Source organism: Streptomyces sp. 147326 (assembly GCF_045000215.1).
Lineage (GTDB): Bacteria > Actinomycetota > Actinomycetes > Streptomycetales > Streptomycetaceae > Streptomyces.
In genome coordinates this window covers 5,771,574-5,796,932 of sequence record NZ_CP134201.1, presented here as the reverse complement: position 1 = coordinate 5,796,932, position 25,359 = coordinate 5,771,574, and the positions used below count along the sequence as shown (strand labels likewise).

18 protein-coding genes are annotated in these 25,359 nt (G+C 74.2%); 14 read left to right on the top strand and 4 right to left on the bottom strand.

The window, feature by feature from the left end; translation table 11 throughout:
* Positions 1 to 7: 7 nt before the first annotated feature.
* Entirely contained in the window at positions 8 to 1,318 is a 1,311-nt protein-coding gene (locus RIU97_RS26515; RefSeq protein WP_404960097.1) for an MFS transporter, read from the bottom strand.
* A gap of 108 nt (positions 1,319 to 1,426) precedes the next feature.
* On the opposite strand from RIU97_RS26515, the gene RIU97_RS26510 reads away from it, so the two are divergent.
* Positions 1,427 to 1,918, top strand: coding sequence for a MarR family winged helix-turn-helix transcriptional regulator (locus tag RIU97_RS26510; RefSeq protein WP_404960096.1), 492 nt, complete (start codon positions 1,427 to 1,429; stop codon positions 1,916 to 1,918).
* 153 nt (positions 1,919 to 2,071) lie between these two features.
* Here the strand turns inward: RIU97_RS26510 and RIU97_RS26505 are convergent, their stop codons facing one another.
* Both RIU97_RS26505 and RIU97_RS26500 read right to left on the bottom strand, forming a co-directional pair.
* Positions 2,072 to 2,311 carry a hypothetical protein gene (locus RIU97_RS26505; RefSeq protein WP_404960095.1) on the bottom strand — a complete coding sequence of 80 codons (240 nt, stop codon included), beginning with the start codon at positions 2,309 to 2,311 and terminating at the stop codon, positions 2,072 to 2,074.
* A gap of 20 nt (positions 2,312 to 2,331) precedes the next feature.
* The gene (locus tag RIU97_RS26500; RefSeq protein WP_404960094.1) at positions 2,332 to 4,347 is read right to left on the bottom strand and encodes a 4-alpha-glucanotransferase; all 2,016 of its coding nucleotides are present in this window, start codon (positions 4,345 to 4,347) and stop codon (positions 2,332 to 2,334) included.
* A 226-nt stretch (positions 4,348 to 4,573) separates the two neighbouring features.
* Between RIU97_RS26500 and RIU97_RS26495 the strand changes: the two genes are divergently transcribed.
* Positions 4,574 to 7,585: a beta-N-acetylglucosaminidase domain-containing protein gene (locus RIU97_RS26495; RefSeq protein ID WP_404960093.1), complete on the top strand. Its 3,012-nt coding sequence runs from the start codon at positions 4,574 to 4,576 to the stop codon at positions 7,583 to 7,585.
* Between the two features lie 156 nt (positions 7,586 to 7,741).
* Here RIU97_RS26495 and RIU97_RS26490 read toward each other — a convergent pair whose 3' ends face one another.
* Positions 7,742 to 8,278 carry an HNH endonuclease gene (locus RIU97_RS26490; protein ID WP_189737015.1) on the bottom strand — a complete coding sequence of 179 codons (537 nt, stop codon included), beginning with the start codon at positions 8,276 to 8,278 and terminating at the stop codon, positions 7,742 to 7,744.
* 269 nt (positions 8,279 to 8,547) lie between these two features.
* On the opposite strand from RIU97_RS26490, the gene RIU97_RS26485 reads away from it, so the two are divergent.
* The 12 genes from RIU97_RS26485 to RIU97_RS26430 all read left to right on the top strand — a co-directional run bounded on the left by RIU97_RS26485 (position 8,548) and on the right by RIU97_RS26430 (position 25,351).
* A complete protein-coding gene (locus RIU97_RS26485) occupies positions 8,548 to 9,645 on the top strand; it encodes a mechanosensitive ion channel family protein (RefSeq protein WP_404960092.1) in 1,098 nt (365 codons plus the stop codon).
* A 148-nt stretch (positions 9,646 to 9,793) separates the two neighbouring features.
* Complete coding sequence (locus RIU97_RS26480; protein WP_404960091.1) at positions 9,794 to 11,038, top strand: ROK family protein; 1,245 nt, start codon at positions 9,794 to 9,796, stop codon at positions 11,036 to 11,038.
* Between the two features lie 78 nt (positions 11,039 to 11,116).
* A complete protein-coding gene (locus tag RIU97_RS26475) occupies positions 11,117 to 12,451 on the top strand; it encodes an ABC transporter substrate-binding protein (RefSeq protein ID WP_404960090.1) in 1,335 nt (444 codons plus the stop codon).
* Between the two features lie 5 nt (positions 12,452 to 12,456).
* Entirely contained in the window at positions 12,457 to 13,398 is a 942-nt protein-coding gene (locus RIU97_RS26470; RefSeq protein WP_404960089.1) for a carbohydrate ABC transporter permease, read from the top strand.
* Positions 13,395 to 14,234, top strand: a complete 840-nt coding sequence (locus RIU97_RS26465) for a carbohydrate ABC transporter permease (protein ID WP_319731260.1) — start codon at positions 13,395 to 13,397, stop codon at positions 14,232 to 14,234. The genes RIU97_RS26470 and RIU97_RS26465 overlap by 4 nt, the downstream gene beginning before the upstream one ends.
* Positions 14,235 to 14,239: 5 nt before the next feature.
* The gene (locus RIU97_RS26460; RefSeq protein ID WP_404960088.1) at positions 14,240 to 15,505 is read left to right on the top strand and encodes a 6-phospho-beta-glucosidase; all 1,266 of its coding nucleotides are present in this window, start codon (positions 14,240 to 14,242) and stop codon (positions 15,503 to 15,505) included.
* Complete coding sequence (locus RIU97_RS26455) at positions 15,496 to 16,491, top strand: N-acetylglucosamine kinase (protein ID WP_404960087.1); 996 nt, start codon at positions 15,496 to 15,498, stop codon at positions 16,489 to 16,491. Before RIU97_RS26460 ends, RIU97_RS26455 begins: the two co-directional genes overlap by 10 nt.
* A 214-nt stretch (positions 16,492 to 16,705) precedes the next feature.
* Positions 16,706 to 18,103, top strand: coding sequence for a hypothetical protein (locus RIU97_RS26450; protein WP_404962946.1), 1,398 nt, complete (start codon positions 16,706 to 16,708; stop codon positions 18,101 to 18,103).
* A gap of 200 nt (positions 18,104 to 18,303) precedes the next feature.
* The gene (locus tag RIU97_RS26445) at positions 18,304 to 19,254 is read left to right on the top strand and encodes a glutamate ABC transporter substrate-binding protein (protein WP_404962945.1); all 951 of its coding nucleotides are present in this window, start codon (positions 18,304 to 18,306) and stop codon (positions 19,252 to 19,254) included.
* Between the two features lie 119 nt (positions 19,255 to 19,373).
* Positions 19,374 to 20,678 carry a hypothetical protein gene (locus tag RIU97_RS26440; protein WP_404960086.1) on the top strand — a complete coding sequence of 435 codons (1,305 nt, stop codon included), beginning with the start codon at positions 19,374 to 19,376 and terminating at the stop codon, positions 20,676 to 20,678.
* Entirely contained in the window at positions 20,675 to 23,716 is a 3,042-nt protein-coding gene (locus RIU97_RS26435; protein ID WP_404960085.1) for a tetratricopeptide repeat protein, read from the top strand. The genes RIU97_RS26440 and RIU97_RS26435 overlap by 4 nt, the downstream gene beginning before the upstream one ends.
* A 3-nt stretch (positions 23,717 to 23,719) precedes the next feature.
* A complete protein-coding gene (locus RIU97_RS26430; protein WP_404960084.1) occupies positions 23,720 to 25,351 on the top strand; it encodes a protein phosphatase 2C domain-containing protein in 1,632 nt (543 codons plus the stop codon).
* The last annotated feature ends 8 nt before the right edge of the window (positions 25,352 to 25,359 follow it).

The following is a 25,359-nucleotide window of genomic DNA, read 5'->3' as shown; positions in this document are numbered from 1 at the left end:
GGACGGTTCAGGCGGCGACGGCGGCCGGCCGGCGCGCGGGGGCCGGCCCGCCCCCGGCCGCGACACGCGGCTCGGCGTGCACGGCCTCGGCCGGCAGGTGCCGCTCCAGCCGGACCAGCGCCAGGGCCGCGCCGAGGGCGGCGACGGTGAGGACGGCCCAGGGCAGGCGGCCGTCGACGGCGATCAGGGCGGTGAAGAGTGAGGGGGCGAGCGCACTGGCCAGCGAGTAGGACAGCTGGTAGGTGGCCAGGTAGCGGCCGCGGACGGCCTCGGGGGCGGCGGAGACCGACAGGGCGCCGCCGGAGGGGCTGTGCACGAGTTCGCCGACGGTGTAGACGACGACGATGACCAGCAGCGCGACCAGGGTCACGGTCTGGCCCGGGCGCAGCGTGCCGAGGACGATCTGTCCGACGAAGGCGGCGGCGAAGAGCAGGGCGCCGAGGGCGGCCGAGCGGGTGCGGCGGGCACCGGAGCGGCGGACGCGGCCCGCGATCAGCACGCCGGTCCCGGCGCACAGGACGGTATTGACGGTGAAGGCGGCGCCGGTGAGGGAGTCGGGGGCCGCCAGCCAGGTGGAGAGGTAGAGCGGGAAGAGGACGGAGAGGGCGGAGTAGCCGAGCGCGGCGAGGAAGTTGGCGGCGGTCAGTCCGAGGAAGGGGCGGTCGCGCAGGACCATCCGGTATCCGGCGGCGGCCCGCCCGGCGGAGCCGGCCGCGGCGTCGCGGAGCGTGCGGACCCGGCTGACGAGCAGTCCGGCGAGGGCGAAGGCCAGGGAGTTTCCCCAGGCGGTGTACGTGAATCCGCCGGTCCCCCACAGCGCCAGCACTCCGGAGACGAGCAGGGCGCCCGCGCCCATCCCGGCGTTCTGCAGGGCCCGGGTGGACGCCTGGAGCCGGTCGCGGGCGGCGCCCCGCGCCACCTCGCCGATCAGGGACTGCTGGACGACTCCGAAGGAGCGGTCGGCGAGCGCGGTGACGAGGGAGACGGCCGCGAAGGCGGGCAGGGAGCTCGCGAGGGGGTAGAGGGCGAAGCCGAGCGCCCGGATCCCGTAGAGCACCAGGCTGACGTTCTTGGCGCCGAAGCGGTCGACGGCCGAGCCGGCCAGCGGCATGAACGCCAGCCCGGCCAGTCCGGTGACCGTCATGACCAGGCCGACGAGGGTGAGGGAGAGGCCGGTGACGTGGTGGAAGAAGACGAGCGAGAACGGGACGTACATGCCGATCCCGATCGCACTGGTGCCGATGCCGAGGAGCAGCGACCGCTCCCCCGCGACCTTCGCCTCCCCGGCTGTCGCCGTCCTGCTCCTGAACACTGCCATGACGGCCTCTCCCCCGGATTCGGTTGCTCGTAAGTAGCTTATCGCTAAGCTACTTTTCGTCAAGCAACTTTCTTGCGAACGATCTCAGGGAAGCGGAATACTGCACTCATGAGTGACGACAAGGACGCCGTCGACGCGATCACGGCCCAGTGGTTCGCCGTGCGCCCCGACCTGGACACGGCCCCCATGGCCGTCTTCGGACGCATCTACCGGATCGCCAAGGCCATGGGCGACGCGATGGAAGAGCGCTACTCGCGCTTCGGCATCTCGCGCGGGGAGTTCGACGTCATCGCCACCCTGCGCCGTTCGGGCGCCCCGTACACGCTCTCGCCCCGCCAGCTCTCGGCCACCCTCATGCTCACCACGGGCGGCATGACCGGGCGGCTGGACAAGCTGGAGAAGGCCGGGCTGCTCTGCCGCAAGCCCGATCCGCACGACCGGCGGGGGCTCCAGGTGACGATCACCGACCGCGGCCTCGCACTCATCGACGAGGCGGTCGCCGCCGGCCTGGAGGTGCAGCGCGACGCGCTGACCGGGCTGAGCGACGAGGAGGTCGGCGTACTCACCGGCCTGCTGCGCAAGCTACTGGCCGGCATCTGAGGAATCCGAGGCGTCCGAGGCGTCCGAGGCGCCCGAGGCGCCCGAGGACACGACAAGGCGCCGGGGGTCGCCACACGGCCGATGCGAATCGGCGGTGCGGACCCCCGGCGCCCGGAAAGTCCTGCGGTCCCGACCCCGCGAGGCCTGACCTGCTCAGGCCTGCTTCTGCTGCCTGTCCGACTTGTCGAGGACCATCACGAGACCCGCGATGACCAGGAACAGCACGATCGGCAGGGCCACGTACAGGCCGAGCGTCTCGCCAATGCTGAGGCCCGGGCCCGGGTCGTCACCGTCGTCGCGGGTCAGCGCGAGGGCGGGAGACGTCATCAGCAGCATCATCAGCGTCGTTCCGGCCGTGACGGCGCCGGCGCGCAGAGCGTTCTTCTTGTCCACGGTGCAAACGTAGCGAACACCTAAACGGGGCGCGCGCCCGGGGGTGCCGTACGAGGTCGCACGCCCTCTGCCAGCGCCCCCAGCAGGGCGTTCGCCCGGGGCGAGGCGACCAGCTCCTCCAGCGTCAGCGGCCGCCCCCCGGCATCCGCCACCGGAAGCCGCCAATTGGGGTACTGGTCCCAGGTGCCGGGCAGGTTCTGCGGCCGCCGGTCCCCCACCGCGTCCGGCAGCCACACTCCGACCAGCCGCGCCGGGGTGCGCAGCAGGAACTCGTACAGGGCCCGTACGGCGGCCTCCTCGCCCTTGGTCTCCAGGCCGAGCCGGTCCAGCAGCTCCAGCCACTCGGCGGTGTCGGCGGCGTCCTCGGCCCGTTCCTGCGCGGCCGGGCGGGTCAGCAGGCCGAGCCGGTCGCGCAGTTCCACGTGCGCCCCGGCGAGCTTGGCGGCCGTGGGCGGCAGGTCGTGGGTGGTGGCCGTGGCCAGGCAGTCGGCCCGCCAGGCCTGCGGCGGAAGGGGGTTCCCGGTGCCGGCCCAGTCCCGTTCGAACCAGAGCACCGAGGTGCCGAGCACCCCGCGCCGGGCCAGCTCCTGACGGACCCGCGGCTCCACCGTCCCGAGGTCCTCGCCGATGACCAGGGCGCCGGCCCGGTGGGCCTCCAGGACCAGGATGGCCAGCATGGCCTCGCCGTCGTAGCCGACGTACGTGCCCTCGGCGGGCGGGGTCCCCTCCGGGATCCACCACAGCCGGAACAGGCCCATGACGTGGTCGATCCGCAGCGCGCCGGCGTAGCTGAACACCCCGCGCAGCAGCGACCGGAAGGGGGCGTAGGCGGTGGCGGCCAGCACGTCGGGGCGCCATGGCGGCAACCCCCAGTCCTGGCCGCGCGCGTTGAAGGCGTCCGGCGGGGCGCCGACGGAGATGTGCCGGGCGTAGCTGGGCGACCCGAAGACGTCGGAGCCCTGCGGGTGCACCCCGACGGCGAGGTCGTGCACGATGCCGACGGCCATGCCCGCCTCCCGGGCGGCCCGCTGGGCGGCGGCGAGCTGGCCGTCCGTCAGCCAGACCAGCCAGCGGTGGAAGTCAGCGCGCTCCTCCGGGTCCTCCCCCGCGTGTCCGGCGCACCAGGCGGCGTGCACGTCCAGTGCAGCGCCCTGCCCGTCGAGGAACGCGCGGTAGGCGGTCTCGCGTTCGGGCGTGCGCGGGACGGCGTACAGCAGCTCCAGGGCCTGCCGCTTGAGGTCCCATACGGCGTCCCGGTCGATGAGCGCGCCCTTCTCCAGCACCTCGTGGCGCAGTTGCGCGCCCTGGCCGACGAGTTCGGCGAGGGCCGCGCGGTCGGGGCAGTCGGCGTACTCCGGTACGTCCTCGATCCGCAGGTGGACCGGGTCCGGGAAGCGGCGCGAGGACGGCCGGTACGGGGAGGGGTCGGTCGGGGTGCCGGGCACGGCCGCGTGCAGCGGGTTGACCTGGATGAAGCCGGCGCCGTACGTGCGGCCGGCCCAGCGGGCGAGCGCCGCGAGGTCGCCGAGGTCGCCCATGCCCCAGGAGCGTTCGGAGAGCAGGGAGTAGAGCTGGACGAGCAGCCCGTGGGCCCGCTCGGGTGCGGCCGGGGCCCGCTCCGGGGCCACGACGAGGGTGGCCTCGGCGGTCCGCCCGTCGGGGGCTTCGGCGGTCACCCGGTGGACCCCGAGGGGCAGGCCGGGGCTCCACGGCACGTGCCCGCCGGTGTCCTCCAGCGCCACCCGGAGCCGGGTCCCGGGCGGCAGCGCGGCCAGGGCGGGCGGCCGCGCGGGAGGGACGGACGCGGCGGCGTCCCCCCGCCACTGCACCAGGGTGGGCGGCAGCAGCCGCGCGGCCCTCTCCCGCTCGGCGCCGTCGGCCTCCGCCCGGACGTCCCCGGGGGTGTCGGTGACCACCCCGATCAGGCCGAGGACGGCCTTGACGGTGGCCTCCGGGACCGGGACGGTGACGTCCTTGGCGGGCTGATAGGTGGTGGCGATGCCGTGCAGGGCGGCGAGCCGGGCCAAGTCGTCCATCTACGGGCGCTCCTTCGTGCGGCATGAGGCGGTGAGGGTGAGTCAGAAGAGTGGTGCAGAAGGGCGGGACGCCGCCGGGGAACACGGCAGCCATACCCACTCGGAGGGACCGCATTCCTGGCATATCCGGGTCAGATCACCCACCCGCATTGACACTCCAGCCGCACGGGTGGTGGGCTCGGGCTCATCCGTGCGAGTGGGGAACGTCTCGGGACGAGGAGGCTCTGTGCAGCTCAGGGGCAGGAAACGGTCGACGGCCGCCGCCATCGCGGTGATCGGGTCGCTGCTCGGCGGCGCCGTGGCCGCCGCGCCGCCCGGCAGCCTCACGGCGCCCTCCGTCCCGGACGCGCCGACCCTCGCACCGGGCGGCGGCGGCGCCGCGGTCGCCGCCAACGGCACCGTCGGCCCCGTGCTCGACCCCGGCGCCGACACCCCCCGGGCGGCCTCCGAGGGGCCCGCCGTGTGGCCGCGGCCGCAGTCGATGACCGCCGATCCGGCGCGCGAGGTGCCGCTGGGTGCGGAGGCCGTGCTGGTGGCGCCGGCCGACGCCGATCCGTACGCCCTCCAGGTGGTGCGGGACGCCCTGCGCCGGGCGGGCGTACGCACCCTCCACGAGCCGGCCCCGGGGACGCCGGTGCCCGAGCGGGGCACCGTCGTGCGGCTCGACGACGCGGGTGCCGAGCAGGCGCTGCGGGCGCTGGGCGCGGCCGCGGCGAAGGACCTGCCGGACGGGGGCTACCGGCTGGCGGTGGGGCGGCCCGGCGGCCGGGACACGGTCGCGCTGGCCGGCGTAGGGGACGCGGGGCTCTTCCACGCGGCGCAGACGCTGCGCCAGCTGCTCGCGGCGGGCCGCGGGAAGGTGCCCGGGGTACTGGTGCGGGACTGGCCGATCGCGCCGGTGCGCGGGATCACCGAGGGCTTCTACGGGCAGCCGTGGACCAACGAACAGCGCCTCGCCCAGCTGGACTTCATGGGGCGCACCAAGCAGAACCGGCTGCTGGTCGCGCCCGGGGACGATCCGTACCGGACGACGGGCTGGCGCACGGACTACCCGCAGGCGCAGCAGGAGGAGTTCCGCGCGCTGGCCGAACGGGCCCGCGCCAACCGGGTGGTCCTGGCCTGGGCGGTCACCCCCGGCCAGTCGATGTGCCTGTCCTCGGCGGCCGACCGGGCGGCGCTCGCGCGCAAGCTGGACGCGATGTGGGACCTCGGCTTCCGTGCGTTCCAGGTGCAGTTCCAGGACGTCAGCTACTCGGAATGGGGCTGCCGCGCGGACCGGGAGCGGTACGGGAAGGGCCCGGCGGCGGCCGCGAAGGCGCACGCGGAGGTCGCGAACGAGCTGGCCGCGCACCTGGCAGCCCGGTATCCGGGCGCGCCCGCCCTGTCGCTGCTGCCGACGGAGTACTACCAGGAGGGCACCACCTCCTACCGGACGGCCCTGGCGGGCGCGCTGGACCCGCGGGTGGAAGTGGCCTGGACGGGCGTCGGCGTGGTGCCGCGCACGATCACGGGCAGGGAACTGGCCGGGGCGCGCTCCGCCATGGGGCAGCAGCCCCTGATCACCATGGACAACTACCCGGTCAACGACTGGGATCCGGGCCGCATCTTCCTCGGCCCGTACGCGGGCCGCGATCCCGCGGTGGCGGGCGGCTCGGCGGCGCTGCTGGCCAACGCGATGCAGCAGCCCATCCTGTCGCGGATCCCGCTCTTCACGGCGGCGGACTTCGCCTGGAACCCGCGCGGCTACCGGGCCGGCGAGTCCTGGCAGGCGGCGGTGCGCGATCTCGCGGGCTCCGACCCGCGGGAGCGCGAGGCGGTGGCGGCGCTGGCCGGGAACACCGCGTCTTCGGGTCTGAAGCAGGAGGAGTCGGCCTATCTGAAGCCGCTGGTCGAGCAGTTCTGGAAGGCCCGCGCCGCAGGCGATCCGGCGGCCGGGGCCGAGCTGCGCAAGGCGTTCACGGTCCTGCGCGAGGCCCCCGGCCGGCTGCCGGCCCTGTCGGACGAGGCGGGGCCCTGGCTGGAGCGGCTGGCGCGCTACGGAGCGGCCGGCGAACTGGCCGTGGACGTCCTCCAGGCCCAGGCCCGCGGGGACGGGGCCGCCGCCTGGCAGGCGTCCCGGGCCCTGGCCGAGGCCCGCGAGGCACTGGCGGAACCGGGGACGGCCCGGGTGGACAAGTCCGTCCTGGAGCCCTTCCTGACGAAGGCGGCGGCGGAGGCGGACGCCTGGACCGGCGTCGCCCGCACCACGGGCACGGTGACGAAGGAGCCCGAGGCCTGGACGGTCCGGCTGGACGCCGCGCGCCCGGTGTCGGCGGTGACCGTGATGACGGAGCCGTTCCCGGCGGGGGCGCGGGGCGCGGCGGTGGAGGCGCACGTACCGGGCGAGGGCTGGCGCAAGGTCGCCGACGCCGCGGCCTCGGGCTGGACCCAGGTGGACACGGCCGGGCTGAGCGCGGACGCGGTCCGGCTGTCCTGGGCCGGGACGGGCGCCGCACCCGTGGTGCACCGGGTGGTCCCGTGGTTCGGGGACGGCCCGCGGTCCCGCTTCGAGCTGGCCGACGGGGCCGCGGCCGACGCCGAGATCGGCGGCGCCCCGCGGCGGCTCTCGGCGCAGCTGTCCGCGCTGGGCCCCGGCGAGGTCCGCGGGCCGCTGTCGGCGCGGCCGCCGGCGGGCATAGAGGTCCGTCTCCCGGAGGCCGCGGTGGCGCCGCGCGGCGGGCAGGTGTCGATCCCGCTGGAGGTCGTGGTGGCGCCGACCACCGCGCCGGGCACCTACCAGGTCCCGGTCACCTTCGACGGCGAGACCCGGACCCTGACCGTACGGGCCGTGCCCCGCACCGGCGGCCCGGACCTGCTGCGCACCGCGCGGGCGAGCTCCTCGGCGGACGAGACCCCCGCCTTCCCGGCCTCGGCGGCCGTGGACGGCTCCGCGGCCACCCGCTGGTCCTCGCCGCCGGTGGACGGAGCGTGGTGGCAGGCGCAGCTGCCCGCCCCGGCCCGGGTCGGGCGGCTGGAGCTGCACTGGCAGGACGCGTACCCGTCCGCCTACCGGGTGGAGACCTCCGCGGACGGCGTCACCTGGCGCCCGGGGGCGGCCGTCACGGCCTCGGCGGGCGGCCGCGAGTCGCTCCGCCTGGACGCGCCCGACACCCGCTTCCTGCGCATCACGTGCGACCGCCGCGCCACCCGCTACGGCTGCTCCCTCTGGTCGGTGGAGGCCTACGCGGCCACGCCGTAGCCCTGGCCGGGCGGTCGCGCGTTCGTCGGGCCGGTCTCCGCTCCCGCCCGAATGCGGCGCCGTTGCGGGGGCCGGCCCCGGGAGGCCGGCCCGCGGCCGGCCGGCGGGCGGGCGCAACCCGGTGGAGTCCGCTGCGTAGCCCCCGGCCGGGGCCCGTCAGGACGCCGCGACCCCGATGCGCTCCAGCGCGTCCTCGGCCCCGTACGGCTGGAGGTACGGCATCCAGCGGGGGTCCCGGTGCCCCGTCCCGATGATCCGCCAGGCCAGCCCGGAGGGAGGCGCCGGCTGGTGGCGCAGGCGCCAGCCCAGCTCCAGCAGGTGCCGGTCGGCCTTGACGTGGTTGCAGCGGCGGCACGCGGCGACGACGTTGTCCCAGGCGTGCTGCCCGCCCCGGCTGCGGGGGATGACGTGGTCGACGCTGGTGGCGACGGCGCCGCAGTACATGCACCGGCCGCCGTCCCGCGCGAACAGGGCGCGCCGGGTGAGTGGAACGGGCCCCCGGTAGGGGACCCGCACGAAGCGCTTGAGCCGTACCACGCTGGGAGCGGGGACGACCCTCGTCGCGCTGTGCAGATAGGCGCCGGATTCCTCCAGGGAGACCGCTTTGTTCTCCAGGACGAGGACGAGCGCGCGGCGGAGCGGTACGACGCCGAGGGGCTCGTACGACGCATTGAGGACCAGGACGTGCGGCACGGACTGCCTCCTTGTACGTCGGCGGCGCGTGGCTCGCGCCGGGACGATCTGCTCTCCAGTCTCTCCTTACGGCTGGTCGAAGCGCCACCACGCGCCCGTAACGGGTCCGAGGTGTTTTCAACCACAGTCAGTCATCCCCAGGTGAGTCTGGTCTCTCCCTCGAACACGGCACCAAGGTGAAGGGATTGCCCCGTTAGTGTGGATGGTCTGGCCCGTACGACCTCCCCCGGACTCCGTCCGGGGGGACCCCGGCGGGCAGACCGCTATACATGGAGGTTCCCGTCGTGCCCTGGCCCGCCGCTCTGCTGCCGTTGGCAGCCGACGTTCCGGACGCGCCCGCCTCGGTCAAGGAGGCGCAGGCCAGCGTCACCGAGGCCGCGAGCTTCATCGAGCAGAACTGGGCCACCTGGCTGAGCATCGGCCTGCGGATCCTGCTGATCGTGGTGATCGCGGGGGTCATACGGTCGATGGTCCGCAAGGCGCTGACCAAGCTGATTACCCGGATGAACACCAGCGCGGAGGCGGTGGAGGGCACCGCGCTCGGCGGGCTGCTGGTCAATGCCGAGCGGAGGCGCCAGCGTTCGGAGGCGATCGGCTCGGTCCTGCGTTCGGTGGCCTCGTTCCTGATCCTCGGCACGGCCGCGCTGATGGTGCTGGCCGCGCTGAAGATCGATCTGGCCCCGCTCCTGGCGAGTGCCGGTGTGGCCGGTGTGGCCATCGGTTTCGGCGCCCGGAACCTGGTCACGGACTTCCTGTCCGGCGTCTTCATGATCATGGAGGACCAGTACGGCGTCGGTGACAAGATCGACGCGGGCGTGGCCTCGGGCGAGGTCATCGAGGTCGGGCTGCGCGTGACCAAGCTGCGCGGGGACAACGGCGAGATCTGGTACGTGCGCAACGGCGAGATCAAGCGGATCGGCAACCTCAGCCAGGGCTGGGCGACCGCGGGCGTGGACGTCCAGGTCAAGCCCACGGAGAACCTGCCGCGGATCCGCGAGGTGGTCCAGGAGGTCGCCAATGCCCTGGCGAAGGAGTCCCCGTGGGACGAGCGCCTGTGGGGCCCGGTGGAGGTACTCGGCCTGGACGAGGTGCTGCTCGCCTCGATGACGGTGAAGGTGTCGGCGAAGACGATGCCGGGCCAGCAGTTCGCGGTGGAGCGGGAACTGCGCTGGCGGATCAAGGAGGCCTTCGACGCCGCGGGCATCCGGATCATCGGCGGCATGCCGGCCGCGGAGGACGAGGACGAGGCCCCGGCGGACCCGTCGGCCTCCGTCGCCGCGCCGTCGGCACTGGCGAACCCGGCCTCCCCGCAGTCGCTGGCCACCGCCCCGATCCCGCCGCCGGCCGGCCCGCGGATCACGAAGTAGCCGCTGCGCCCCCGTTCCGCCCCCGCTGCCCCGCAGGTCATTCGTGAATGACCTGCGGGGCAGCGGCATCGAACAGCGGCATTGACACGGATCGCACGGTGATAGGAAACTTACCTAACAGATCGCCTCGGTGAGGGAGAGCCGCTCCATGCCCGCCGCCACGCCCGGAACGCCCAGTCTGCTGCGCGCCATGAACGACCGGGCCGCGCTCGAACTCCTGCTGACGCACGGCCCGCTGTCGCGGACCCGCATCGGGCACCTGACCGGACTGTCCAAACCCACCGCCTCCCAGCTGCTGGCCCGCTTGGAAGCCGCCGGACTCGTCCTGGCCACCGGCACCGCCGGCGGCCGCCCCGGCCCCAGCGCCCAGCTGTACGCGCTCAACCCCCGCGCCGCGTACGTCGGCGGACTCGACGTCACCCCGGGGCGCGTGCTGGCGGCCGTCGCCGACCTCACCGGGACGGTGATCGCCTCCCACGAGGTTCCGTACACCGAGGGCGCCCAGGCCGTGGACCAGGTGACCGAGGCCCTCGGCGGAGCCGTCAAGGCCGCCGGACTGCACCGCTCCGACCTGCACCGGGTGGTCATCGCCACCCCGGGCGCCTTCGACCCGCAGAGCGGCCGGCTGCGCTACGCCAGCCACCTGCCCGGCTGGCACTCCCCCACCCTGCTCGAAGACCTGGCCGCGGCCCTGCCGATGCCCGTCGAGTACGAGAACGACGTCAACCTCGCCGCGGTGGCCGAGCAGCGCCTCGGCGCGGCCCGCGGCCACGAGGACTTCGTCCTGCTCTGGAACGAGGAGGGCCTCGGCGCCGCCCTGGTGCTCGGCGGCCGGCTGCACCGCGGCTGGACCGGCGGCGCGGGCGAGGTGGGCTTCCTGCCCGTGCCCGGCCGCCCCCTGGTCCGGCAGGTCACCCGGGCCAACTCCGGCGGCTACCAGGAGCTGGCCGGCGTGGAGGGACTGCCCCGGCTCGCCGCGGAACTGGGCATGGAGGCCGCGACCGGGCACGACGCAGACTCCGACGACGCCCCCGGCGGCCACGGCGGCCCGCACAGCCCCGAGGTCGCCGCCGCCGTCGCCCTGCTCGGGCGGGCCGCCGCCGCCCCGGAGGGCGCGCACCTGAGCTTCCTCCAGGCGTACGCCACCGCGCTCGCCACCGGTCTCGCCTCGCTCGTCGCCGTGCTGGACCCGGAGATCGTGGTCCTGTCCGGGGCCGCGATCAGCGCGGGCGGCGAGCCGCTGCGTGCGCTGCTGGAGGCCGAGCTCGCCGAACTGGCCCCCTCCCGGCCCCTGCTGGTCGCCGGCGAGGTGCGGGAACGGCCGGTCCTGCACGGCGCGCTGGAGAGCGCGCTGGCCGCCACCCGGGACGAAGTGTTCGACACCTCCCGCTGAACCGCCCCACCCGGCCCCGCCCCGCCCCGCCCCGCCCCCCACCGGAAGTTTCGTCCTCCGCAGAGAGCGAGCCCCGCCATGCCCAGAACCGGACGCCTGACCACCGCAGCCGCCCTCCTCGCCGCGATATCCGCACTCGCCACGGCCTGCACGGGCCAGAGCGCGGACACGGCGTCCGACGACCCGAAGGCGGACGTCACCCTGAACTTCTGGCACGGCTGGTCCGCGCCGAGCGAGGCCAAGGCGATCGAGGACAACATCGCCCGGTTCGAGCAGGCGCACCCGAACATCAAGGTCAAGGTCACGGGCAACATGACCGACGACAAGATCAACCAGGCCCTGCGCGCGGGCGGGGACAAGGCCCCCGACGTGGTGTCCTCCTTCACCACCGACAGCGTCGGCAAGTTCTGCAACTCCCGCGCCTTCGCCGACCTGAACCCCTTCCTCCAGAAGTCCGGGGTCGACAAGACGAAGGTCTTCCCCAAGACCCTGCTGGAGTACACCCAGTTCAACGGCAACCAGTGCACGCTGCCGCTGCTGCACGACGCGTACGGCCTCGTCTACAACAAGACCGCCTTCGCCGCCGCCGGCATCACCGAACCCCCCAGGACGTGGAGCCAGTTCACCGAGGTCGCGCAGAAGCTGACCAAGCTCAAGGGGGACTCGTACGAGCAGGTCGGCCTGATGCCCACCTTCCACGGCTACGAGACCACCCCCATGCGGCTCGCCGCCCAGTGGAGCCCCGCCTACTTCGGCGCGGACGGCAAGTCCGGCCTGGCGAAGGACCCGGGCTTCGCGAAAATGCTGACCGCGCAGAAGGACCTGGTGGACAAGCTGGGCGGCTACGAGAAGCTGGAACGCTTCCGCAGCACCTTCGGCGACGAGTGGAGCGCCGAACACCCCTTCCACACCGGCCAGGTGGCCATGCAGATCGACGGCGAATGGCGGGCCCCGATGGCCAAGGAGGCCGGGGTCGCGTTCGAGATCGGCACCGCGCCGCTGCCCGTACCGGACGAGCAGGCCGCCGACTACGGCAAGGGCTACCTCTCCGGCACGATCATGGGCATCGCCACCGGCAGCAAGAAGCAGAACGCGGCCTGGGAGCTGGTCAAGTACATGACCACCGACACCGAGGCGGTGGTGGCCTTCGCCAACGCCATCCACAACGTGCCGTCCACGCTGGCCGCCCTGGAGTCCCCGAACCTCCAGGTGACCCCGGAGTTCAAGACCTTCCTCGACATCGCCCGGCACCCCAAGTCCGGCACCACCCCGGCCCAGGCCGACGGCGGCACCTACCAGCTGACCTTCCAGGACTTCGCGTACGCGGTCGAGAAGGGCGACGTCACCGACATCCCGGCCGGCCTCGCCAAGGCCGACCAGCAGATCGACACGGACATCGCGAAGGCGAAGTAGCCCGGATGACCACCCCCACCCTGCGGTCGAAGCGCCGCCGCTCCGCCCTGCGGACCGCGGCCTTCATGTCCCCCTGGCTCATCGGGTTCGCGGTCTTCTTCGCCTACCCCCTGCTGTCCACCCTGTACTTCTCCTTCACCAAGTACGACGGCTTCCGGCAGCCCGCCTTCAACGGCCTGGACAACTGGAGCTACGTCTTCACGGACTATCCGCTCTTCTGGCCGGCCATGCGCAACACCCTGTGGCTGGTGGCGGTGATGGTGACCTGCCGGGTCGTCTTCGGCCTCGGCGTCGGCCTGCTCGTCACGAAGATCAAGACGGGGACCGGGATCTTCCGGACCCTGTTCTACCTGCCCTACCTGGCCCCGCCCGTCGCCGCGACCCTGGCCTTCGTCTTCCTGCTCAACCCCGGCACCGGACCCGCCAACACCCTGCTGGACGCGGTGGGACTGCCCACCCCGGGCTGGTTCACCGACGCCGACTGGTCCAAGCCGGCGCTCACCGCCCTCGCCCTGTGGGGGGTGGGCGACCTGATGGTCATCTTCATGGCCGCACTGCTCGACGTACCGAAGGAGCAGTACGAGGCCGCCGAGCTGGACGGGGCCGGGGCCTGGGCGCGGTTCCGGCACATCACCCTGCCCAACATCTCGCCGATCATCGCGTTCGCGGTGGTCACCGGGGTCATCCAGGCCATGCAGTACTACGCCCAGCCACTGGTCGCCGGAAAGGTCGCGGCCGGAGTCATCGGCGGCTCCGGCCAGCAGTTCGAACCCGGCTACCCCGACAAGTCCACCCTGACCCTGCCGCAGCTCGTCTACAACCTCGGATTCCAGCGCTTCGACTACGGCACGGCGTGTGTCGTCGCGCTCGTCCTGTTCGCCCTCTCCATGGCCTTCACCGCGCTCCTGATGCGGCGCCGTGGCGGACTGATCGGAGCAGGTGAGTGAGCACGCACGGACGCAAAGCCGTACTGCACTGGATCGGCGTCCACGCGCTCGGCGTAGCCGCGGCCCTCTTCTTCGTCCTCCCCTTCGTCTTCATCCTGCTCACCTCCCTGATGGGCGACCGGCAGGCGCTCACCCGCGACCTGTGGCCCGACACCTGGGAATGGGACAACTACGCCACCGTCTGGAACACGCCCGGATTCCTGACCTGGTGGCGCAACACCCTGTTGTACGCCGGGCTCGGCACCCTGTTGACCGTGGTCTCCTCCGTGCCCGTCGCGTACGCGCTCGCCAAGTTCCGCTTCCGCCTGCGGCGCCTCTCCCTGCTGCTCGTGATCGCCATGATGATGCTGCCGCCACAGGTGGTGGTCATCCCCATGTACCTCTTCTGGGCCAAGCAGCTCGACCTGTCCGGCACCCTGTGGCCGCTGATCGTCCCGATGGCCTTCGGCGACGCCTTCTCGATCTTCCTGCTCCGCCAGTTCCTGCTGACCATCCCCGACGAGTACCTGGACGCGGCCCGCGTCGACGGCTGCGGCGAGGTGCGCACCCTGCTGCGCGTGGTGCTGCCGATGGCCAAGCCCGGGATCGCCGCCGTCGCGCTGTTCCAGTTCTTCTGTGCCTGGAACGACTACTTCGGACCGCAGATCTACGCCTCCGACAACCCGGCCGCCTGGACCCTCAGTTACGGACTGGAGTCCTTCAAGGGGGCGCACCACACCAACTGGAACCTGACCATGGCCGCGACCGTGCTGGTCATGGCCCCGGTGATCGTCCTCTTCTTCTTCGCCCAGAAGGCGTTCGTCGAGGGAGTCACCCTGACCGGCGTGAAAGGCTGACGGCAATGAAACTCGCAGTGGTGGGCGGCGGTTCCACCTACACCCCCGAACTGATCGACGGCTTCGCACGGCTGCGCGACACCCTGCCGGTCACCGAACTCGTCCTGATCGACCCGGCCACCGACCGGCTGGAACTCATCGGCGGCCTGGCCCGGCGGATCTTCGCCCGGCAGGGGCACCCGGCCCGGGTGACCACCACCGCCGACCTCGACGCGGGAGTCGACGGGGCCGAGGCGGTCCTGCTCCAGCTGCGCATCGGCGGCCAGGCCGCCCGGCTCCAGGACGAGACCTGGCCCCTGGAGTGCGGCTGCATCGGGCAGGAGACCACCGGTGCGGGCGGCCTCGCCAAGGCGCTGCGCACGGTCCCGGTGGTCCTCGACATCGCCGAACGGGTCCGCCGGGCCAGCCCGGACGCGTGGATCATCGACTTCACCAACCCGGTGGGGATCGTCACCCGGGCCCTCCTCCAGGCCGGGCACAAGGCCGTCGGGCTGTGCAACGTCGCCATCGGCTTCCAGCGGAAGTTCGCGGCCCTCCTGGACCTGGCCCCCGGCGACATCCACCTGGACCACGTGGGCCTCAACCACCTCACCTGGGAACTGGGCGTGCGCCGGGGCGGCCCGGACGGCGAGGACCTGCTGCCGCGGCTGCTCGCCGCGCATGGCGAGGCGATCGCCGCGGACCTGCGCCTGCCGCGGGCGGTGCTGGACCGGCTCGGCGTCGTGCCCTCGTACTACCTGCGCTACTTCTACGCCCACGACGAGGTCGTACGGGAACTCGGCACGAAGCCCTCGCGCGCCGCCGAGGTCGCCGCGATGGAGCGGGAACTGCTCGCCCTGTACGGCGACCCCGCACTCGACGAGAAGCCGGCCCTGCTGGCGAAGCGGGGCGGCGCCTTCTACTCCGAGGCTGCCGTGGACCTGGCCGCCTCCCTGCTGGCCGGCGGCGGCCCGGCCGTGCAGGTGGTCAACACGTACAACAACGGCACCCTGCCCTTCCTGCCGGACGACGCGGTCGTCGAGGTGCAGGCGCGCGTCGACGCCTCGGGCCCGCGGCCGCTGGCCGTCCCCCGGCTGGACCCGCTCCACTCCGGGCTGATCTCGCACGTGACGGCGTACGAGGACCTCGCACTGGACGCGGCGCTGCGCGGCGGGCGCGAGCGGGTCTTCAAGGCACTGCTCGCGCACCCGCTGGTCGGCCAGTTCGACCTGGCGGAGGGGCTGACCGACCGGCTCCTCGCGCACAACAAGGAGCACCTCGCATGGGCGTGAACCTCTGTTCCGTCCTGGCCATCGACGCGGGGAACAGCAAGACCGACGTGGCCCTGCTCGGCCCGGACGGTTCGGTGCTGTGCTCCGGGCAGGCCGGCGGCTTCCAGCCGTCCCGGACGGGGGTGGCCGCGGCCGTCGACGTACTGGCCGAGGCGATGGCCGACGCCGGCCTGGACTACCGGGAGGGACGCGGCCTCGGCCCCTGCGCCGAGCACGTGTCGGCCTGCCTGGCCAACGCGGACTTCCCGGTGGAGGAGTGGAAGCTGGCGCGCGAGATCAAGCGCCGCAACTGGGGGCGCGTGACGGAGGTGCACAACGACACCTTCGCCCTGCTGCGCGCCGGCCTGCCCGTGGGCGCCGAGCCGCGCGGCGTCGCGGTGGTGTGCGGGGCCGGCATCAACTGCGTCGGGATGACCCCCGACGGGCGGACCGCGCGCTTCCCCGCGATCGGGCGGATCTCCGGCGACTGGGGCGGCGGGGGCGGACTGGCCGACGAGGCCATGTGGTTCGCGGCCCGGGCCGAGGACGGGCGCGGCGAGCCGACGGAACTGGCCCGGGCGCTCCCCGCGCACCTGGGCCTCGACTCGATGGCCTCGCTCATCGAGGCGATGCACCTGGGCCGGATCCCGGCCGGGCGGCGGCACGAACTGACCCCCGTGCTGTTCGCGGTGGCGGCCGCCGGCGACCCGGTGGCGCTGTCGCTGGTGCACCGGCAGGCGGACGAGATCGTGGCCATGGCCTCGGTGGCACTGGGCCGCCTGGGCCTGCTGGCCGAGGAGGTGCCCGTGGTCCTGGGCGGCGGCGTCCTGGCGGCCCGGCACCCCCAGCTGAACGACCGCATCGCGGCCCGCCTCGCCGACCGCGCCCCGCGCGCCCGCATCCACGTGGTCACGGCCCCGCCGGTCCTGGGCGCCGGCCTCCTCGGCCTCGACGCCCTCGGCTCCCCACCCCTCGCCTACGGAAAACTCCGTGCCCATTTCGGTTGAACCCGCCCCTGAAGGCCGCCGGTCTGGAACCGTTGGCGCTCGTGCAGGCGTATTGACGGTGAAGGGGTGACGGAGGGCGCCCCAGGGGGTGGATCTCCCCGGATGCAGCACCGGGTGCTGTGGTCGGCCGGCACTACGTCCATACTGCTGCGCAGGGGGTGCCTCCCGCCGTTGGCTGGGGGACTACAGGACCGAGGGGGAGGTCACGGTGGCGATCACATCACGCGCGCCCGGGGTCGGTGGTGCCGTGCCGCCCGCGGGGGCACCGGCTTCACCGCCCGACGGACCGCCCGGGCGGAGCACCGCCTGGGCCGAGGGTGTGGAGCGGCTGCGCGAGGCGGCGACCACCGAGCCCGGCCGCCTGCGGATCATCGGCGCCGCCCTGGCCGCCCTGATCGTGCTGTTCGGCACGGTGAGCGTCTTGGAGATCTCCGGCCGGACCACCGCCGCCGATGACGTGGTGGGCCGCAGCCAGCCGCTGAGCGCGGACGCGGCCAGCATCTACCGCTCCCTCGCCGACGCCGACACGACCTCCTCCAGCGGCTTCCTGCTGGGCGCCCAGGAGCCGCGCGAGGTCCGGCAGCGGTACGAGAAGGACATCGCGAACGCCTCCAAGCTGCTGGTGAGCGCGGCCGCCAACACCGGCGGCAACGAGGACTCCCGCGAGCAGATCACCCTGCTGAGCGAGCAGTTGCCGCGCTACACCGGCCTGATCGAGCAGGCCCGGGCCACCAACCGGCAGGGCCTGCCGCTGGGCGGCGCCTATCTCCGCTACGCCAACGAGCAGATGACCACCCAGCTGCTGCCCGCCGCGCAGCGGCTGTACGAGGCGGAGACCGGCCGGCTCTACGAGGACTACGACGACGCCCGCTCCTGGCCGCTGGCCTCGCTCGCTGCGGGCCTGCTCGCGCTCGCCGGGCTGGTGTGGGCGCAGCGCCGCAACTACCGGCACACCAACCGGGTCTTCAACCACGGACTGCTGGCCGCGACGGCCGCGTCGGTGGTCGTCCTGCTGTGGCTGGCCGTCGGCCACACGGTGGCGCGGTCCTCGCTGAGTGAAGCGCGGGCGGACGGGCAGGAGTCGATGAAGGTGCTCAACGACGCGCGGATCGCCTCCTTGCAGGCGCGGGCCGGTGAGAACCTGACGCTGATCGCGCGGGGCGCCGTACTGGCGGAGGACAAGAAGTCCGACAAGTACGACGTGGACTTCACGAACAACATGAAGCAGTTGGACGCCGGGCTGGCGACCGCGCTGCGACTGGCCGACGACGAGGCCGGCCGGGGCCCGGTGAACCGCGCCGTGGACGGTGTGGAGCAGTGGAAGCAGCGGCACACGGCGGCCAGGGAGGCGGACTTGAAGGGCGACTACGAAGCCGCGCTGCCCCAGGTCGTCGGGGACGAGAAGCACAAGGAGAGCAGCGGGGCCGCCTTCGACACGGTGGACGCCTCCCTGGAGCAGGCCGTGGCCCACGAGCAGCGGGAGTTCACCCGGGCGGCCCGGGACGGCATCGGCGCGACGGGCGGTCTGGTGACGGGCTCGGCGATCCTGGTGGTCATCGGCGCGGCGGCCGCCCTGCTCGGTATCGGGCGCAGGCTTTCGGAGTACAGGTGAGAGCGATGCGGATACGAGCGAGGCGGGCCGCCGAAGGTCACGAGCAGTACGAGGGGCACGGGTCCTACGAGGGCCGGGAGGGGCACGCGGGGCACGCCGGGCACGCGGCCCTCGAGGGCCGTGCCGGGGCTCCGGGCGGCGCCGCGTCCGGGGTGCGGCGGGCCGCGGGCCGGCTGCGCGGCTGGGGCGGCGTGAGCGCGATGGCCGTCGCCTGTGCGGTGACGGCCGCGGTCGTGCTGCTGCCGCTGGCCCACGCGACGCCCGACACCGGCGGTCCGGCGGTCCGCAAGCCCGCCGCGATGGCGGCGGCCCCGGCCGCGCCGTGGACCCAGACCGACACCTGCCAGGACCCCGAGGCGAGCCTGCGCCCGTCCGACGTGGACGGGGCGGCCATCGCGCGGATCAAGGCGGCGGGCAAGCTCGTCGCCGGCGTCGACCAGAACAGCTTCCGCTGGGGCTACCGCAACCAGACCGCGGAGGGCAACCACCTCGACGGCTTCGACATCGACCTGGTCAAGGCCATCGCCAGGGACATCCTGGGCGACGAGAACGCGGTCATCTACCGGGCCATCCCCACCAGCCAGCGCGTCCCGGCACTCCAGGAGGGCCGTGTCGACGTCGTCGTGCGGACCATGACCATCAACTGCAAGCGGCTGGAGGACGTCGCCTTCTCGACGGCCTACTTCGAGGCCGGGCAGCAGGTGCTGGCCCCCAAGGGTTCGCCGATCACCGGGTACGACACCTCGCTGAAGGACAAGCGGATCTGCTTCGCGGCCGGTTCCACGGCGGAGGCGGCGCTGAAGTCGCAGTCGTACGGCTCGGTCCCGGTCACCGTGGCCAACCAGCTGGACTGCCTGGTGCGGCTCCAGCTGGGCGAGGTCGACGGCATCATCACGGACAACGCCCTCGCGGCCGGCCAGGCCGCGCAGGACCCCTCGGTGCAGCTGGTGGGCTCGCCCTTCACCCGGGAGTTCTACGGGGTGGCGATGAACAAGGACGCCTCGGACCTGGTCCGCCGGGTCAACAAGGTGCTGGAGAACTACCGCGCGGGCGGCAGTGACAGCCCCTGGATGAGGGCGTACCTCAAGCACCTGCAGCCCGTGCTGCCCGGCGTGTCCGCGCCGCCCGCTCCCAAGTACCGGGACGGCTGAGGCCGGTGGCGGTTTCGGGTACGGGACCGGGTGCGGGGCCGGACACGGAGCACGCGCAGAGGGATTCGGAGGCGGCAGCGGAAGCGGAGGCACAGTCGGTGGAGGCGGGTTCGGCAGTGATGGACCGGGACGGCGTCGACCGCGCCCTGGCCCGGCTGGGCGCGGAGCACGAGGCCGTCGAGACCTCGCTGCTCGCCCTCCAGGACCACGCGGGGCGCCGGCTGCTGGAGGGCGCCGCGCTGACCGGGATCACCAAGGACCGGTGGACGGCCGCGGACGCGGACATCAGCCGGCTGTGGACGTACTTCGACGCCTACAGCGGGGCCCTGGCCGCGGCCCGGGAGGTCCGGGAGCGGCGGCGCTGGCCGAACCGCGAGGACCTGATCGAGCTGACGGAGCGGCTGCGCGGGCCCGGGGTGCTGATCGCGGGGGCGGCGGCGGAGGGTGTCGCGCTGGCGGAGCGGCTCTCGCTCGCCGAGCTGGTGGCGCGGATGAACGATCTGTACGCGCGTTCGCTGGACGTGGTGGTCGCCGCCGACGCCGTGTGGTCGGCGCTGCCCGCCCGGATCGACCTGCTCGCCGCCGAGCTGCACCGCACCCGCTCGCTCGCCCACTCGGTGGGCGTGCGCCCGGGCGAGCATCCCTCGGGCGACGACCTGGAGGACATCACCGCGGAGCTGACGCAGCTGCGGGCGCAGGTGATCGCGGACCCGCTGGCCTTCTGGCTGCCGGTGACGGGGAGCGCGGCACCCGGCGGTGGCCGTCCGGACACGGGGCGCTACGACCGGGCCGCGCTCGCGCTGGAGGACGTACGCCGGGAGGTCGAGGCGGTGCTGGACGTGCGGCAGGACGCCGAGCAGCGGCTGATCAGCCTGCGGGACGTGCTCTCGCGGGCCGACCGGACCCTGGCGGAGGCGCGGACGGCGCGCGGTGAGGTGCTGGCGAAGATCGCCGCGTCCGAGGTGCCGGCGGTGAGCGGCCCGCCGACGGTGCTGCAGGAGCAGCTGGCGGCGGCTGCCGAGCACCGGCGCCAGTCGCGCTGGCACCGGCTCTCGCCGCTGCTGGAATCGCTGGAGGTCCGGGCCGAGGAGGAACTGCGACGGGCCCGTGAATCGTTGACGGCCGTGACGGCGCCACTGGCGGTACGGGCCGAGCTGCGCGGGCGGCTCGACGCGTACAAGGCGAAGGTGGCCCGCCACGGAATGGCGGAGGATCCGGTGCTGGTCGAGCGGTACGACGCGGCCCGCCGGATGCTGTGGAGCGCGCCCTGCGACCTGCGGGCGGCCGAGCAGGCCGTTCTGCGGTACCAGCAGGCGGCGGCGGAGTCGCTGGTGCCGCAGCAGGCGAGGCACGAAGATCACCGGCCCGAGCAGTTCCGGCCCGAGCAGTTCCGGCCCGACGGGCCGGGGAAGGAGGACGCATGAGTCTGGTCGGAACCGCGTGCGTTCGCCCCGGCTGCCCGGGGACGTACGAGGACATGGGCGGCGGCGAGCTGTACTGCGACACCTGCGGGCTGGCGCCGGTCGGCTCGGTCGCGGCGGGCGCGGACGAACTGGTGTCGCCCCCGACGGGGATGACGAGCGCGGCCCGGGGCTCCCTGGGATCCGGCGGGTCCCGCGGGTCTCGTGGGTCGATGGGGTCGCAGGGTTCGCACGGCTCGGCGCGGTCCTCGGCCTCGGCCCGCTCCTCCCGGTCCTCGTCCTCGCGTCGCTCGGTGTCGGGGCGGCTGTCGCGGTCCCTGCCGGGGACGGCGTCCACCCGGTCGGTGTCGGTGCGCAGTTCGGGCTCGGCGGCGTCCTCGGGGCGCAGCCGGCTGGGCGCCGGGCTGGTCAACGTCCCGGAGGTGCCGCGTCCGAATCCTTCGGCGGCGGTCCTGGAGAACCCGGAGGTGCCGGAGCGCAAGCGGTTCTGCTCGCGCTCGGACTGCGGGGCGCCGGTGGGCCGGTCCCGCGGGGACCGGCCGGGCCGGACGGAAGGGTTCTGCACCAAGTGCGGGCACCCGTACTCCTTCGTGCCCAAGCTGAACGCGGGCGACGTGGTGCGCGGCCAGTACGAGGTGGCGGGCTGCCTCGCGCACGGCGGTCTCGGCTGGGTGTACCTGGCGGTGGACCGGGCGGTCGCGGACCGGTGGGTGGTCCTCAAGGGCCTGCTCGACACCGGCGACCAGGACGCGATGGAGGCCGCGATATCGGAGCGGCGCTTCCTCGCGGAGATCGAGCACTCCAACATCGTGCGGATCTACAACTTCGTCGAGCACCTGGACCAGCGGACCGGTTCGCTGGACGGGTACATCGTCATGGAGTACGTCGGCGGCAAGTCGCTGAAGGAGATCGCGAACGAGCGGCGGCGGCCGGACGGGCGGCGCGATCCGCTGCCGGTGGAGCAGGCGTGCGCGTACGGGATCGAGGCGCTGGAGGCGCTGGGTCACCTGCACAGCAGGAACCTGCTGTACTGCGACTTCAAGGTGGACAACGCGATCCAGCAGCAGGACCAGCTGAAGCTGATCGACATGGGCGCGGTGCGCCGGATGGACGACGAGGAGTCGGCCATCTACGGCACGGTGGGCTATCAGGCGCCGGAGGTCGCGGAGCTGGGCCCGTCGGTCGCCTCCGACCTCTACACGGTGGCGCGGACGCTGGCGGTCCTGACCTTCGACTTCCAGGGCTACACCAATGTGTTCGTGGACTCGCTGCCGGACCCCGAGCACATCGAGGTGTTCAGACGGTACGAGTCCTTCTACCGGCTGCTCGTACGGGCGACCGACCCGGATCCGGGGCGGCGGTTCTCCTCGGCGCAGGAGATGGCGGACCAGCTGACGGGCGTGCTGCGCGAGGTGGTCGCGCTCCAGACGGGCCGGCCGCGGCCCCAGCTGTCGACCCTCTTCGGCCCGGAACTGCGTGTTCCGGACACTCAGCTGTTCGCCGACGCCGCCTCGGGCGCGGTCGTGTCCCGGCTGGGCCACCGCCCGCTCGCCTCCCGGCCGCTCGCCTTCCGGCGGGGTGGCGGGCTGTTCGGGGCGCTCGGCCGCACCCCGGCCCGCTCCGCAGGAGCGCACGCGCCGGGCGCGGCCCCGCCCGGGGCTTCCGGCCCGTGGGGACCCCAGCACAGCGGGACGGCTCTGCCCGCCGGCAACCGACCCGGAGCGGCCGGGCTGCCCGGCACCCCGCCGGCAGGCGTCGCCCTGCCGGCCGGAGCACCCGGGGCCGGGGGGCCGTACGGCCCGGGTTTCCCGGCCGGGGCGGCAGGAGGCTCGGTGTCGCCCGCCGGGGCGTTCGGCCCGCAGGGCCACGCGCTCACCGGCGGCACCCCGCCGGGCGGGACGCCCCTGCCCGGCGGCGCGAGCCCGTCCGCGGCGGCCCCCGGCGGCACGCCGGGTGCATGGGCGCCCGCGTCCGGCGGTGCGGCCGTGCCCGCGCTCGGGAGCACCGCCACGCATGTGGCGGCGCCCGTGCCCCGGGCCCGTCAGGCTCCGGCGGCGGGGCCCGCACCGGCCCCGGTGTCCCCGGCCGCTCCCACCGCGGCAACGGCCACGGCGGGAGCGACCACCCTCGACGCCGGCGACACCGCGCTGGCCCTGCCCGTGCCGCTGGTGGACGCGGGCGATCCGAACGCCGGTTTCCTCACCGGTCTGCTGGCCTCCGCGCCGGGCGACCTGCTGGGCGCGCTGGCCTCGGCGCCCACCGACTCGGCCGAGCTGCGGCTGCGCGAGCTGCGGGCCCGGCTGGAGCTGGGCGAGCTGTCCTCGGCCGGGCGCACCCTGGCGGAGCTCGAGGCCCGGCATCCGGACGACTGGCGGGTGGTGTGGGCCCGTGGCATCGCCTCGCTGGCCACCGGTGAGAACGAGATCGCGGCCCTGTCCTTCGACGCGATCTACGACGCCTTCCCGGGCGAGCCCGCGCCGAAGCTGGCCCTCGGGCTGTGCGCGGAGGTGCTGGGCCAGCTGGATAACGCCGCCGAGTACTACCGGCTCGTGTGGATCACCGACCCCGGATTCGTGAGCGCGGCCTTCGGGCTGGCCCGGGTCCAGCTGGCCGCCGGCGACCGGGACGCGGCGGTGCGCACGCTGGAATCCGTGCCGGAGGCGTCCATCCACTACACCGCCGCCCGGGTGGCGGCCGTACGCGCACGTCTGCGCGACCGGTCCCCGGAGGAGGCTCTGCTGGCCGACCTGGCGGCCGCAGCCGACCAGGTGGAGGCCCTGCGGCGGTTCGGGCTGGACCCGGAGCGGCAGGAGCGGCTCGCGACGGAGGTTCTGGGCTCGGCCCTGGACTGGGTACTGTCGGGTAGCCGGGGTTCCGACCCCGGCCGGACCTCGCTGCTCGGCAGTCAACTGGACGAGCGGGGCCTGCGCTTCGGACTGGAGCGCTCGTACCGCGTCCTCGCACGGCTGGCGCGGCGTGGCGAGGAGAGGATCGAACTGGTGGAGCGGGCAAACCGTTTCCGTCCCCGGACGTGGGTGTGAGTGATGTCGATGCATCGGCTGTCGGGCTGCCCCAGCTGCGCGGAACCCCTGGAGGAGGGTGACCGTTTCTGCGGCGTCTGCGGCTACGCCGTGACCGCTCCTCCCCCGGCTGCGTCCGCGGACCACCCGACCATGCCCATCCCGCCGGCGCCACCGGCCCCGCCGGCCGCCCCCGCGGGCGGTTACGGGAGCCCGGCCGCCGCCCCGGCCCACGGCGCGTCCCACGACGCCGCCGAACCGGCGCCCGGCTGGGGCAGCGTGGCCGCGGCCGCGCCGACGCTGGTCGACGAGCCGGCCGGCTGGAGCGCCACCGTGGCGGAGCCCGGGCTGCTGCCGCAGCCGGGCCCGGCCGGGTCCGCGTACGGGAGCGCGGGCCACGAGAGCCCGTACGGCACCGGCACGCCCCCGGAGGGCACTCCGTGGGGAGCGGGCGACGGTTCGTACGCCTCCGGGTCCGCTCCGGAGCAGGGGCACGTCGGGCGGCCGCGGGGCAGCGCCGCGGAGGGCTTCGAGCGTGAGCCGGGCGGCCCGTCCGGGCCCTCGGGCCCGCAGGGCTGGGCGGACGGCGCCGAGACCCGCCACGACCGGCCCGGCGACAGCTCCGGCACGCCCCCGGAGGGGACGCCCTGGGGCGCCGCCGAAGCCCCGTACGAGACCCCGCCCCAGTCCGGCGCGGCGGTCGGCGGGAAGACCTGTGTCGCCTGCCGGGCCGGCCACGTGGACACCGACGGGTACTGCGAGCACTGCGGGCACGCACAGCCCCGGGAGCGGGACCACCTCGAAGAGGAACTGGGGAGCGTCGCCGCCGTCAGTGACCGGGGGCTGCGCCACCACCGCAACGAGGACTCCTTCGCGGTGGCGGCCACCGCCCTGCCCGACGGATCCGCCGCCACCGTGGCCATCGTCTGCGACGGCGTCTCCTCCGCGAGCCGCCCCGACGAGGCTTCGGCCGCCGCGGCCGCCGCCGCCAACGAGGCACTGCTGGACGCGCTCCCCCGTGGCGCGCACCCCCAGGAGGCCATGCACGAGGCGATCCTGGCCGCCGCCGCCGCGGTGAACGCCCTGGCCCCGGAGACCCCGGGCGCGCAGAACGCCCCCGCCTGCACCCTGGTGGGCGCCGTCGTCAGCGGCGGCCTGCTGACCATCGGCTGGGTGGGCGACAGCCGTGCCTACTGGGTGCCCGACGACCGCGTCGCGCTGCCCCGCCGTCTCACCGAGGACGACTCGTGGGCCGCGCAGATGGTCGCCGCCGGGCTGATGGGCGAGGCCGAGGCCTACGCGGACGTCCGCGCGCACGCCATCACCGGCTGGCTGGGGGCCGACGCGTACGACCTCGAACCGCACACCGCGACCTTCAAGCCGGACCACCCCGGGGTGGTGGTGGTCTGCACCGACGGACTGTGGAACTACGCGGAGTCCGCGCGGGAGATGGCGCAGGTGCTGCCCGCGGACGCGGCGACCCGCCCGCTGCACAGCGCGCAGGTGCTGGTGGGGCACGCCCTCGACGGCGGCGGCCACGACAACGTCACCGTGGCCGTGGTGCCGTTCGCCACGGACCCCGAGCAGCAACCGGGACCCGAGGTGGAGCCGGGCCCGGCAGCACGACCGGAACCGGAAGCGCGCCCGCAGGTCTGACCCGCCTG

What these genes read in the sequence shown, in the direction of transcription:
- RIU97_RS26460 (WP_404960088.1), top strand. Translation starts at nt 14,240, where the DNA reads ATGAAACTCGCAGTGGTGGGCGGCGGTTCCACCTACACCCCCGAACTG.
- RIU97_RS26435 (WP_404960085.1), top strand. Translation starts at nt 20,675, where the DNA reads ATGAGTCTGGTCGGAACCGCGTGCGTTCGCCCCGGCTGCCCGGGGACG.
- RIU97_RS26510 (WP_404960096.1), top strand. Translation starts at nt 1,427, where the DNA reads ATGAGTGACGACAAGGACGCCGTCGACGCGATCACGGCCCAGTGGTTC.
- RIU97_RS26440 (WP_404960086.1), top strand. Translation starts at nt 19,374, where the DNA reads ATGGACCGGGACGGCGTCGACCGCGCCCTGGCCCGGCTGGGCGCGGAG.
- RIU97_RS26455 (WP_404960087.1), top strand. Translation starts at nt 15,496, where the DNA reads ATGGGCGTGAACCTCTGTTCCGTCCTGGCCATCGACGCGGGGAACAGC.
- RIU97_RS26480 (WP_404960091.1), top strand. Translation starts at nt 9,794, where the DNA reads ATGCCCGCCGCCACGCCCGGAACGCCCAGTCTGCTGCGCGCCATGAAC.
- RIU97_RS26475 (WP_404960090.1), top strand. Translation starts at nt 11,117, where the DNA reads ATGCCCAGAACCGGACGCCTGACCACCGCAGCCGCCCTCCTCGCCGCG.
- RIU97_RS26515 (WP_404960097.1), bottom strand. Translation starts at nt 1,318, where the DNA reads ATGGCAGTGTTCAGGAGCAGGACGGCGACAGCCGGGGAGGCGAAGGTC.
- RIU97_RS26445 (WP_404962945.1), top strand. Translation starts at nt 18,304, where the DNA reads ATGGCCGTCGCCTGTGCGGTGACGGCCGCGGTCGTGCTGCTGCCGCTG.
- RIU97_RS26500 (WP_404960094.1), bottom strand. Translation starts at nt 4,347, where the DNA reads ATGGACGACTTGGCCCGGCTCGCCGCCCTGCACGGCATCGCCACCACC.
- RIU97_RS26430 (WP_404960084.1), top strand. Translation starts at nt 23,720, where the DNA reads ATGTCGATGCATCGGCTGTCGGGCTGCCCCAGCTGCGCGGAACCCCTG.
- RIU97_RS26485 (WP_404960092.1), top strand. Translation starts at nt 8,548, where the DNA reads ATGGAGGTTCCCGTCGTGCCCTGGCCCGCCGCTCTGCTGCCGTTGGCA.
- RIU97_RS26470 (WP_404960089.1), top strand. Translation starts at nt 12,457, where the DNA reads ATGACCACCCCCACCCTGCGGTCGAAGCGCCGCCGCTCCGCCCTGCGG.